The following is a 12,252-nucleotide window of genomic DNA, read 5'->3' as shown; positions in this document are numbered from 1 at the left end:
GGAGATGTTCTCTCGCTGCAAACCGCGGTAAAAGGAAAACGGTGAAAGGACTAACGGTTCCGGATATCCTCTTTGAACCAGATCCTCCCTTACATTGAACCACAATTCCCTAAGATTGATCCCGGCCGGACAAACCACCGTGCATCGATCACAATTCGTGCAAAGGTAAACACCTTCCTGTATCGCCTCTATGACCTTTTGACCGAGATCTTTGCCGGTCGCCAGTTTTTTGAGAAAGGTCATCTTTTCTGCCGGCAGAATATATTCATTACCCCTGGCATCAAAGGCCGCCGCCGCCGAGCAACGCAAACTGCACGTCCCGCAGCGCATGCAGGCATCCAGTTCCATGGCTTGACGCGTTACGATGTTGGCAGGATTTGATGTTTCCTTATCCATAACCGCATTGACAAGCAGGCTTGCAGGGGTCGAAAAAATGTGAAACATTTTGCTGAAAGGTAGATAACCCAGGCCGATAAAACTGGCCAGCCAGTGGATATACAACAGAAACGTGACGGCTCCGGCCTGATCCAGCGCAAAAGCCATTGGTTTGATAATTTGGGCGACCGCATATCCGCTAAAAGCCCACTTGGATCGCGAATGGCAGTCCAGGCAGCTCTCCTCGTCGATCTCCTGACCCTGAGCCAATACCTCCTCATCAAAGGGGGGCTTTAAATTCGGGGAAACCACGCCGTAATACTGCACCCAGTAGCTTTCAAGCGCTTCGAATTCTTCATCTTCCTCCATGTCGGCATAATCGTCCACATGGTTCTGATACGCAGTCATGGAGGTGATTTTTACTCCTTCCAAAAGGACTCCCGAGATCAAAATAACCGCCAGTATAATGATGGCGTAATGATCCACCCTTTTGGTCCGTAGACGGGGCACTTTGCTAATGAACCGCCTGTAAATGGCCATCCCCACCCCCATAAAAATCATGATGCCGAAAAGACTTCTTAAGAAAAAAAAGGGGTTGAGCGTAGCATAGTAATTGCTGAAGATGGCTTCCGATACAAGCCTTTGAAGGGCATGCATGAGCAACAGGAGCATAAAACCGCCAAAGATGAGCATGTGCATCAACCAGCGCGTAAAATCCTCTTTTAGAATCCTGGTCTGCAGAAGCACATCAAGAAAAAAAACCTTGATAAGCGTCAGGATTTTTTCACTGAAAACGACGCCCACAAGCCCTTTGACAGCCGCAGAAACTCTCTCTGAGGTTGTGAAACCTTTAGCTCCAATGCCTATTTTGCGGGAAAACCAGGTGGAAATTTTGTAAACCAGACCGAGGACGAAAACAGCAAATGAGATATAAAAAAGTGTAAGAAAAACCATTTACCAAGTCTCTTTCATTTCGCAAAAAAAAGCGAAAAGCTATTTAGCAAAACGCCGGATAGTAACGAGAATTGCTTGATTATTCTGCATCCACTTTAGGCTTTCATGCCGTGAATTGAAACGGTCGTGAATTGAAACGGTCGAGTAAGTAACACAATGGAATTGCTTTTTCAACACAAATTTTTCTACGGATTTTGAGCTAAATGAGGCTGTTCTTTCCCATCAATTCCCAATACTCTCAAAAAGTAGACGCTTTTGAATCTGATCATTCATGGAAGCGAATTCATACAGCGCCTTGCTGAAAACTCCGCGATTTCCGCAATATTTGCTTGACAAAGATGCTGGATTGTACCAGTTTATGTGGTCGTTTAGGGGACTATGGAATGGTCAAATATCATAGAAAACCCCCTTAGGGAAACGATCATAAACAAAAAAGGATATTTGCTTTAAATACCGTTGCACTGAAAAAGGAATCAAATGACACCATGGAAACTAACCAACAGACTTCAATCACAGACCCCATAAAAACAAAGGATCTGGATTTGAATTTTGTTGCCGAGATCAAACAGCAATCCGGGGTAAACATTAGCAGGTGTCTCCATTGCCGGTGCTGTGCCGGCGGATGTCATTTTCACATGGCGACCGACTACCCGCCGAACCACATAATACGTCTTGTTCAATTGGGTTTTAGAAAGGAAGCCCTGGAAAGCTCGACCATATGGCTCTGTGTCGGCTGTAATACCTGCTCTGTTCAGTGTCCCATGGCAATCGATATGGCCGCCGTCATGGACGCCCTGCGCCAAACAGCAATCAAAGAAGGAGCCGCTTTGGCTGAACCGGACATCTTAAATTTCCACAAGGACGTTTTGCATACAATCAAGCGTCACGGAAGAACCCACAAGCTGGAAATTATGATGCGATACAAGGCCCGTAAATTGGACTTGTTTAGCGACTTTGTGGTGGGCACCAAAATGTTTGCCAAACGGAAGCTGCATTTTAGGCCCTCAAAGGTTAAAGCTATCGATGAAGTTCGAAAAACATTTAAGCCTTAACTGAACGGAGTTGGTAATGAATATGAAGCCTACAATCGAAGTATCCTATTTCCCCGGTTGTTCCCTCGATTCCACTGCAACTGAAAATAATCTTTCGCTTATAAACTTGCTCAACCGGCTCGGCATCAACCTGGTGGAGCTTGATGATTGGAGCTGTTGCGGCAGTTCATCAGCCCACAGCCTCGATCCGGAACTTGCTTTTGACCTGGCAAACCGCAATCTTTCTCTGGCACCGGCCGGCCGGCCGCTGATAGTCGCGTGTCCGAATTGCCTTTTGCGGCTGCGCGAAGCTCAGTATCATTTGGAAAATGATGAAAAAGCCCGCATCAGGTACGAAGAAACGTGGGGCCGACCGGTCGATCCCAAACTTCAAATTCAGCATTATTTTGAACTTTTGGATAGAAAAGATCTTTTGAGTTTTACCAAAGACCTGGTCGAAAAGCTAAATGGGCTAAAATGCGTAATCTACTACGGGTGTATGCTGTGGCGTCCGCCGTCATTACGTCACGATAAAAATTATTACGGCCTGATGGAAAAAATTCTTGCTTCCTTAGGAGCCACCGTCTTACCATGGACCTTTGCCACACAATGCTGCGGCACTTTCCTTTCCGTTACCCGGCCTGATGTTATAACACCGATAGCAAACAAAATTATTCGCGGTGCCAAAGATGCAGGTGCAGATTTTATCATTACGGCCTGTGCAATGTGCCATATGAATCTGGAAATACGTCCCACCGTAAAACCGATGGTCCCGACCCTGCACTTCACGGAGATTTTTTCCCTGGCACTGGGAACTGATGATTATCAGGAGTGGTTTTCAAAACATCTTGTGGATCCGAGTCCGGTTTTGAGATCAAAGGGTCTGATACAATAATTAGTTTCCATCCATAAACGGCTCTTTTTCCGCCACCTCGGCGTCAATCTTCGGCTGGAAGGAATTTTGTTTTTTGAAATTCGTTTTTTTGCTGTTACTGATAAGCAACAAGCTTTGTCTATAAAGAGGAGGTAATAACATATGGATGTTGCATTTCATACCCTACATGATTTTATGGCACACACTAAAAATATCACTTATATTCTAATGCTGCCGGCCTTGTTAGGATTCATTGGATTCTGGAACTTTCTAACTGAAAAAGATGATGAATAATCAGGGCTTTAATTCAAACTTGGGTCGTCCATCTTAATCAGTGAGATTCGCGGTAATCCGGATGTTCATATAAAACGGGCATCCGGGTTACGATAAACCTGAACGCAAGCAGGCCGAGGGTAAAAATAAAAATTGAAATTGCGATTTCCATCCAGTGGGGAAAATAGCGCTCACTCGACGGCAGCTGCCAGTTAAAGGCAATCAGGCTGACATTAAGGCGGTTGACGATAATGCCCAGTACGGTCAGAACTGATGTCCACTTTATCAAGTTAAGATTTTTTTCCCGAACCCCGACCGCATAAAGTAAAGCCGGCAGGGCCACAAACCCTAAAAGCTCCACAAGATACCAGATGCCGTATCCGGTCCCAAGATAATGCCAGTTGTTTCCGGCAGATATCCCGAAAACTTTGATGACGAAATAGCCCGCTAAAACAAATGCAGCGGCTTTTCCGAATCCCAGGGCCACATCATTCTTCTCCTTCAGGTATGCTGCATCCATTTTATGTTTAAAATAGCGGTAGACCAGGGTGCTTTCAAAGATTACCATAGAGAGTCCGGCAATGATGCTGGTGATAAAGAAGTAAATCGGCAGATAGGGTGAATACCAGAGCGGATGAAGTTTGGACGGTGCAATCAGGAAAAGGGCCCCCAGCGATGACTGGTGCACGGTGGAAATCACAACGCCGCATATAGTCAAAACCACAGTCAATCGAACTACAAAGTTGCGGGCTCTTTTCAGTCCGAGCCACTCCAGGGCCGCCGGTGAAAATTCAATAAAAAGAACCGTAAGGTATAGCCCCGTGCAGGCCGCCACTACCAAAAGAAGCGATGTCGTTCCCGGCTGCACGATAAAAGGGTAAGGCATGCGCCATGGTCTTCCGACATCATAAATAAACACGAAAAGCTCATGTGCATATCCAATAAATCCGGTTAAGATCGCCGGCCTTACCGCCGAATGATAGCGTTTCATCCCCAAAATATAAACCGCTGCCGAGGTCACATATCCTCCCGCAGCCAGGGCAACCCCCACAAGCAGGTCAAAACCGACCCATATTCCCCACGGATTGTAGTCGGAAAGATTGGTTACCGCACCCAATCCCCCCGTGAATCGTCTGACCGTAAGAATAAGACCGACGGCAATGATGATCCCCGCAATAACGTTAAACGGGGTTGCCCATGTCTCTTCGGCGGCGGTAGAGTCTGGGGGCATCGAGGAGTCCTCCTGGGTTTTCGTTCTGCCGGATTCTTCAACGCCGGCCTTTACGGCTTTATCGATGGCTCGTTCTTTATCCTTTTCAGCCTTGGCCAAGGCTTCTGAAAACTTCTGTTGTGCTCCCTCGCCGGCTTTCTCCAGAGCAGCCGCAACAGCCGATTTTTTGTCCAGCGCTGCCACGCTCTCGCTTCGTTTGGTCACGGCATAAACCCCGGTAAGCAAAACCGGCCCCAAGCCTATCACCTTCGCAACAGCCTCCAGAGCCCCGGCGGTCAGCGCGGGTGCGGGCGTAACCCCCAGATCTTCCCGCATACCCAGCGCTTTATATGGTACTTCGGAAAGATACAGCCAGTTTGTCCCGCCCACCTCGTGTTCGCCGTAGATATGATCCACATATCGATCCGGATATCTGCGGATCCGCTCCCGGGCAATGCGAATCAGATCCGTTCGCTTTCCAAAGCTAAGGGCCTCCGTCGGACAACTCGCCACGCAGCCGGGCAGCAGGCCCTTGATAATCCGAGGATAGCACAGGGTGCATTTCATGATCCGCGGCGTCAGAGTCTTGTCGTATTCATACGTCGGAATCTCAAAGGGACAGGCGATGATGCAATACCGGCAGCCGACACAGACGGATTCATCGTAAATCACGGCACCCTCTTTTGTTTTTGTATAGGCTTTTACAAAGCATACTGATGCACAGGCCGGCTCAAGACAGTGATTGCACTGAATTTTACGATACAAAGGCTCTTTGGAACTGTCGTACCGGTTCACCACCGTATAAGCTTTTGGCGTGGTTCTCCGCTTTTCATCCAGCACCGATAAATCCTTAAAAGACCTTTCCGGCGGCGGCAGGTTATTGACCGTGTTACACCCTTCTTCACACCTCCGGCATCCGATACACAGTCCACTGTCGTACAGAACACCAACACTGTCAGGATATCCTTTAAAGCGCTCGCTCGAAGCAGCCCCGGCAGTATTGCCCAACGCAGTGCTCAAACCTGCTGCACCGATCCATCCCAGAAACTTCCTACGCGATATGGACATCTGATGCTCCTCAATAAAACTACAGCCGTGTATTGCTATTGTTTTCTTTCAATATGGCAGCCGGCGCACTCCACGTTGGCAGGTTTTTCAATGCCTATTTGGTAGTTTTCTTTCAACATGGCAGCCGGCGCACTCCACGTTGACGGGTTTTTCAATGCCCATTTGGTCGTGGCATCCCATGCATTGCCGGTGATAGGCACCTCGTAATCCCGGTACGAACAGATATCTTTCTTTAAACGGCTTTCCGTGGCAGTTTGCGCATCGGGGCGGTTTGCCGGCTGTAGGGCTGTTATGATGGCACCCCTGGCATAAGGTAGCCTCTGACGGGTGAAAATAGGCCGCCAAACTGCTGCCGTTAATCCTTTTCCGCACTTCCTGAATAATTTGCCGGTGCTTAAATTCAACCGGCTCGTACCGGTCCACCAACTCTTTGATGACAACCTTCTCCGGCATATCAACGTCATAGCTAATGCCGAAAATGGCCTGCCATATTTCAGGTATCATGCGGGCCAGCCGGGCTTCTCCGGCCTGATTCAAAACCCCCGTACTTTCCGGAGGCGGGGCCATATGGCATTTCATACAGTAAGACGATGCCTGCTTGCGGCCTTTCGCCAAAAACGCATGGCAGCCGGCACACCGTTGATCTTGCTGGACTGTCTTATGGCAGCCAATGCAGCTCAGCTTGGAGTCCAGCTGATGCATGGCCTGTTCGAGCATGATATGGTTTCCTTCTTTTTTGCCTTCCAGGCTGTGGCAGCTGACACATGATTTCAAATCGGCATGATGGCATACCCGGCAGGTATCATTATATTTTTCGTGGGCCTTGTGGCTAAAGGGCACACGATACATCCGGTTTTTAAGACCCTCCTTGTCGTTGGTTTTGATCAAAACCACATCGGGCTGGTTGCGCTTCATTCTGGGAACCTTATCAACCTTTTCGATCTTGATTTGCTGCTCGATATCATGGCAGCCGCTGCACCTGACCGGGCCGGCGGTCATGTCCTTGGCCAGGGTCTTGCGGTGGCAATCGATGCAGGCCACATGCGAGGCCAGCCGCATGGAAATCCGCGTTTCTGATTCCAGCACCTCGGTCTTTTGCTTATGACAGTAACGGCAGGTGCCCTCTTTATCTTTGACGTAAACCAGCTCTTGGCTTTGGGGGTCATACTCGTGGTGGCAGCGCTCGCACTTGTCCTTCTGGGCCGTGGAGTGGCGATAATGAAGCGATTTGTCAAAACTCATGGGGACCCCGGAAGACATAATCAAAGGTTTTTTCGGGTGACATTGGCCGCAGACAATAGGACCGGCCTTTTCTCCGGCAGCACGCATCTCCGCATGGCAGGTGATGCAATTGTTATGGTAAATATCCATCACCGCTTTGCGGCCGGTATCCTCAAGCCGCTTGAATTTGGGAGAAAGGCGTTCGTTTTCAGACAGATGGCAGGTCATACAGTCTTTGTTTTTCTTTTTTAGGGTATCGGTATGCTTGTCGTGTAGAAATGCAACCGGAGGCCTTTCAAGTTTCCCAAAGACCGTCAACGTATCAATAGTGATCACATCGGGCCTGAGCAGGTAAGATGCGAACTGATCGGAAGGATTTGAAAGCGCTTCAACCCTTAAAGCACCCATCCCGTAGATTGACAAGAAGACAACTGCAGCTGCGATTCCAGCCCGTGTTCGCAACGATCTTTCCTGCTCCATAGTTTTGTTATCCTTGCCTATTATCAAGCATCTAATTCTCTGGATTAAAACGTGTCATAGTGGATATCTCTCCATCCCGGCTTTATCATCGAGCAAGTCCTGTATGAGCAGTTCCATGCCTTTGGTTTCGGAAATTGTTTCAGGTGGGTAGTAAAACGGTGAAATACGATATCGGCGCTAAATGGCCCGGGACTTACCGGCGGTATTATCCTCCAGTTTTTCCTGGGCGATCAGGTCGAGATGATACGTGGCCATGTCGTCCAGGGGCACGATTATGGGGCCGGACAGTTCACGCAAATCGATGGTCTTAAGGTATTGGCCGCAGCGGCTGCAAAGATCCACGCGCAGCCCCTCTTCACTCTCGGCCCGCAGATAGCTCAGGTCGTCGCTGTTATCATTTTCGCAAAAAGGGCATTGAAGGCGTATGTAAGGCCAGGCGGTTTCACACAAGGTGCAGTGCAGCGTCCGCTTGCCGCCCTCACCGGAAAGATCAGCCAGTTTGGGCGCCGACCCGCACACCGGACAATGGCCATGGTTCCACTGGCTGAGGTCCAAAAGATTCTGAACTGCTCGAGCAACTTCCAAAAGCGCAGGTCGCATTGACAATCGCAGAAGGAGCGTCAGCACCGGCGGATCAACTGCTAGTTCCCGGGCCGCGGTTTCGATGGCTTCGATATCGGAAGTCAACGCAGCTTTCATCAGCTTGGGCGTGCCGCCCTCTTCCTCAGCCAACGCCTGCAGCAACCCCTCAACCTGTCTGGGCCCGTCTTTACCGGCTTTGACCATTGCCACCAGTTGCTTATATAAAACTCTGGCCTGCTGCCAGTCGAGGGACAATTCTCCCGGATCCAAAAACGATTTTCCCTGGGACCAAGCCTCGGGCAGGCGCTGGGGGTCAAGGCTCAGCTCCGGCGGACGAAACGTGGCAGACGCCCGCACTGTTGCCGCCAAAAGATCCCCCACCCACTGAGACACTTCGGCATACACCGGATTACGTGTTGAAATCGCCTTTACCTTGGCGTCGATATCTTCCAGATTTGGGGCCATGGATGAGCCTTGTTTCACCGACCTTCTTAACAACTCAAGATCTCATAATGTCAAAAAAACTGGGGGCTCCGCATTGGCTGGAGCCCCCAAGCCCGTTTATGCTACCGGACGATATTTAATTTGTTCATCTATTACCAGATATAGTGCCCGAACATCCTCGAGGTCCAGAATTTCACCCCTACCGCCGAATTTTTTCTTGGCCGCTGTCAAACGCTCGTTGGCAAGTTTTTTAATCTGGGCCTCATCACCGAAGTTAAGCGCTCCGGTGGGGCAGGTTTTGGTGCAGGCCGGCTCAAGCCCGGCCTCAACGCGCTGGAAGCACATATGGCACTTGACCAGCTTCCTCTGCTTGCTGCTCCAGGTGGGAATACTCCAGGGACAGGCCTGTTTGATGACCTTGAAGCTTTTTTGCAGCTCCTTGGTCCCTTTGGTAAATAGAACCGCCCCAAAGTCGTTCACAATAATGGCGCCCTTTTTGATCTGGTCGGCCTTTATTTTGCAAGGCGGCTTCAGACAGTGGCGGCACGCTTCCGTGAAAAAATACCAGGCCACGGAGTTCTCCTTGGAGGGATGCTCCTCAAAGCGCACCACGCGGTAAGTGTTACCGTCCAGGTCCGGAGGGTTCTGGTAGGTGCCGTACTGCTTCGTTTTGGTGGCAGGCAGCTTGTTCCACTGCTTGCAGGCCACCTGACAGCCGCGGCAGGCCATGCAACGGGTCGTGTCTATTAAGAAAAATTTACCAGCCATGACTTACCTCCTTTTCCCGCTTTTTTCCAGATTGACCATAAAGGCCTTGGTCTCCGGAATTCTAGTGTTGGGATCACCGGCGGACGGCGTCAACAGGTTGGACGAATCTCCGCCGTTCTCGGGATATACCCATCCGAAGCACCAGGGCAGACCTAACTGGTGAACGGTCTTTCCCATGATGGTCATGGGCTTAAACCGGCCGGTCACCATGGCAACAGCTTCCACTTCACCGCGGCCCGAGGAGACCTTGCACATGTCACCGTTGTTGATGCCCCTCAGTTTGGCCAGCTCCTTGCTCATTTCCACAAAATTCTGCGGCTGGGTCTCCAGGAGCCAGGGCTGCCAGCGGGTAAGCACACCGGTCTGCCAGTGCTCGGAGAGCCGGTAGGTCGTGGCCACAAAGGGGTAGCGCGGATCGTTGGTTTTGTAGATATCCGCGTCCGTAGCATAAACCACTGCCACGGGATTGGTGTAGGTGCCGGACATCAGGTTTTTCGGCACCGGACATTCGATGGGTTCGTAATGCTCGGCGAAAGGTCCGTCGGCCCGACCGGGACCGAAGACCGAAGCCACACCGTCGGGCTTCATAATAAAGGGCCGCCTGGTCTTGGCTTTATTCACCATGGGCGGCCAGCCGCCGTCGGGCACGTCCCCCACCCATTTGCCGTTTTTATATTCCAGGATGTTCTTGTTTTTCGACCAGGGCTTGCCGTTAAGATCAACCGACGCGCGGTTGTAAATGATGCGCCGGTTCACCGGCCAGCACCAGGACCATTCGGGATACAGCCCCATACCGGTGGGGTCTTTCTTTCCGCGGCGCGCGGCCATGTTGCCCTTTTCCGTGTAGGAGTTGCAGTAGAGCCAGTTAGCCGAGCTGGTGGAACCGTCGTCCTTTAGATAGGCGAAAGACGGCACCAGGGTGCCCTTCTTAAAGGACTTGCCCTTTACGGTAGTATCCTTTTCAAAGTAGCCGTTGATCAGCTTGGCCACGGCGTGGGCATCATACTTGCCGTTTTTAACGAAGTCCCAGCGCATGTTTAGAATCGGTTCCGGGAATACGCCGCCGTCTTTGTACAGTTCGCGGATTTTGGCAAACAGCTCCACCATAATCTGGCCGTCTTGCTTACAGCCTCGGGGCGGCTTGGCGGCCTGGTAGCGCCACTGGCTCCAGCGGCCCGAGTTGGTAATCGAGCCCTCTTTTTCCACACTGGTGACACACGGCAGGAAAAAAACTTCGGTCTTGATCTCCTCGGGGTTCATCCCGGGACCCTTCCAGAATTCGGCGGTTTCGCTGTCAAAGATGTTGACGTTAACCATCCAGTCCAGCTTGGCCATGGCCTTGCGATTCTTGTTGGCGTTGGCCCCGGAACTGGCCGGGTTCTGCCCCCAGGCAAAAAAGCCTTTGATGGTCCCTTTGTACATCTCGTCGAACAGGTCCAGCCAGGAATACGCTACACCGTCATCCAACTTCGGCATCCAGGAATAGCCGAAATCGTTTTTGGCGGTGGCGGCCTGGCCGAACATGGATTTGAGGAAACTGACCGAATACTTGGGGGTGTGCTGCCACCAGTTGGCACTGATGGGATCATTGGTCTTGGGAGTCCACTTCTTATTATAAGCCTCCAGTGAAACATTGGATGCCCTGGGCGTTTTCAGGTAGCCCGGCCAGATGTGATACAGCAGGCAGTGGTCGGTGGACCCCTGCACGTTGGACTCCCCGCGCAGGGCGTTGACCCCGCCCCCGGGCCGTCCCATATTGCCCAAAACGAGCTGAATCATAGCCATCATACGGATGTTCTGCACACCCTTCGTGTGCTGGGTCCAGCCCATAGCATACATGATGGTGCCGGTCTGATCCACGGCCCCGGTTTTGGCGTAAGTTCCCCACACCCGCTTGAGGTCCTTAACAGAAGTGCCGGTGATCGACGAAACCTTTCCCGGGGTGTAGCGCGCGTAGTGTTTCTTCATCAGTTGGAAAACGCAGCGCGGGTCCTTGAGGGTCAGATCCCGCTTGGGCACGCCCTTGGAATCTTTGGCAAAGGCCCACTTGGACTTGTCGTACTTCTTTTTCCGGGAATCAAAGCCGGCAAAAAGGCCGTCTTTGAAACCATACTCGGGTCCCACGATAAAGCTGGCGTTGGTGTAATTGGCTGTGTATTCCTTGTGGTATTTCCTGTTTGTTAGAATGTAATTCATCATGCCGCCCAAAAAGGCGATGTCGGTACCCGACCGCAGGGGTGCGTATATGTCGGCTTTTGATGATGTACGCGTAAAGCGGGGATCAACGCTGATGAGTTTGGCCCCTTTATCCATAGCCGCATTAACCCACTTCATGGAAATCGGATGGTTTTCGGCTGCATTGGATCCCATGATCAGGATGCAGTCGGAATTTCGAATGTCGATCCAGTGGTTGGTCATGGCGCCGCGTCCGAACGACTCTGCCAGAGCCGCAACAGTCGCGCTGTGTCAGATACGAGCCTGATGTTCGATATAGACCAGACCCAGGGCGCGCATGATACCCTGTAAGACCCAGCATTCTTCGTTGTCCAGGGCCGCCGAGCCCACATGGGCGATGCCGGTGGTGCGGTTGACCACCTGCCCTTTGGCGTTTTTCTTGGTAAAGGTGGCGTCGCGGGTTTTCTTGACCCTCTCGGCGATCATCTCAATAGCATCTTCCCATTCAATCTCCTCCCATTCGTCGCTTGCTGCCGCCCGGTAAAGAGGATTTTTCATGCGGGCCTTGTTCTCCGTCATCTGAAAAAGAGCCGCCCCCTTGGAACACAGCGATCCTTCATTGATGGGATGGTCGGGATCGCCCTCGGTGTTGAGAAGCCGGCCGCTCTTTTTGGAGTGAGCAATGATGCCGCATCCAACGGCGCAGTAAGGACAGATGGTGGTCGTCTCCTTGGCTGTAAGGATCTTCAAGCCGGCGGCATAAGACTGTACCGGCCTCAAGTCCAAGCCAAGGCTCA

General features: G+C 51.2%; 9 protein-coding genes. 3 read left to right on the top strand and 6 right to left on the bottom strand.

What is annotated here, in order from left to right; all coding sequences use genetic code 11:
• The coding region (locus V3S16_RS07415) for a 4Fe-4S dicluster domain-containing protein (RefSeq protein ID WP_413884037.1) at positions 1-1,329 on the bottom strand (1,329 nt) is incomplete at its 3' end.
• 485 nt (positions 1,330-1,814) lie between these two features.
• On the opposite strand from V3S16_RS07415, the gene V3S16_RS07410 reads away from it, so the two are divergent.
• The 3 genes from V3S16_RS07410 (at position 1,815) to hmcD (ending at position 3,528) form a co-directional block, all read left to right on the top strand.
• Entirely contained in the window at positions 1,815-2,381 is a 567-nt protein-coding gene (locus V3S16_RS07410) for a 4Fe-4S dicluster domain-containing protein (RefSeq protein WP_413884036.1), read from the top strand.
• Positions 2,382-2,397: 16 nt separating this feature from the next.
• The gene (locus V3S16_RS07405) at positions 2,398-3,255 is read left to right on the top strand and encodes a heterodisulfide reductase-related iron-sulfur binding cluster (RefSeq protein WP_413884035.1); all 858 of its coding nucleotides are present in this window, start codon (positions 2,398-2,400) and stop codon (positions 3,253-3,255) included.
• 141 nt (positions 3,256-3,396) lie between these two features.
• Positions 3,397-3,528, top strand: a complete 132-nt coding sequence (gene hmcD / locus V3S16_RS07400) for a sulfate respiration complex protein HmcD (protein ID WP_413884034.1) — start codon at positions 3,397-3,399, stop codon at positions 3,526-3,528.
• Positions 3,529-3,565: 37 nt separating this feature from the next.
• Here the strand turns inward: hmcD and hmcC are convergent, their stop codons facing one another.
• The 5 genes from hmcC to fdnG form a co-directional block, all read right to left on the bottom strand.
• Positions 3,566-5,785 (bottom strand): sulfate respiration complex protein HmcC, encoded by a 2,220-nt coding sequence (gene hmcC, locus V3S16_RS07395; RefSeq protein ID WP_413884033.1) that lies wholly within the window; start codon positions 5,783-5,785, stop codon positions 3,566-3,568.
• 87 nt (positions 5,786-5,872) lie between these two features.
• Positions 5,873-7,486, bottom strand: a complete 1,614-nt coding sequence (gene hmcA, locus V3S16_RS07390; RefSeq protein ID WP_413884032.1) for a sulfate respiration complex hexadecaheme cytochrome HmcA — start codon at positions 7,484-7,486, stop codon at positions 5,873-5,875.
• Positions 7,487-7,663: 177 nt separating this feature from the next.
• Positions 7,664-8,551 (bottom strand): formate dehydrogenase accessory protein FdhE, encoded by an 888-nt coding sequence (locus V3S16_RS07385; protein WP_413884031.1) that lies wholly within the window; start codon positions 8,549-8,551, stop codon positions 7,664-7,666.
• Between the two features lie 78 nt (positions 8,552-8,629).
• Positions 8,630-9,280 (bottom strand): 4Fe-4S dicluster domain-containing protein, encoded by a 651-nt coding sequence (locus V3S16_RS07380; RefSeq protein WP_413884030.1) that lies wholly within the window; start codon positions 9,278-9,280, stop codon positions 8,630-8,632.
• A gap of 3 nt (positions 9,281-9,283) precedes the next feature.
• A partial coding sequence (gene fdnG, locus V3S16_RS07375) for a formate dehydrogenase-N subunit alpha (protein WP_413884029.1) occupies positions 9,284-12,252 on the bottom strand: 2,969 nt, incomplete at its 5' end.

Origin of the sequence: Candidatus Desulfatibia sp., assembly GCF_036446775.1 — a bacterium.
Lineage (GTDB): Bacteria > Desulfobacterota > Desulfobacteria > Desulfobacterales > UBA11574 > Desulfatibia_A.
The sequence above is the reverse complement of the archived record's forward strand: the minus strand, read 5'-3'. Positions and strand labels throughout refer to the sequence as shown.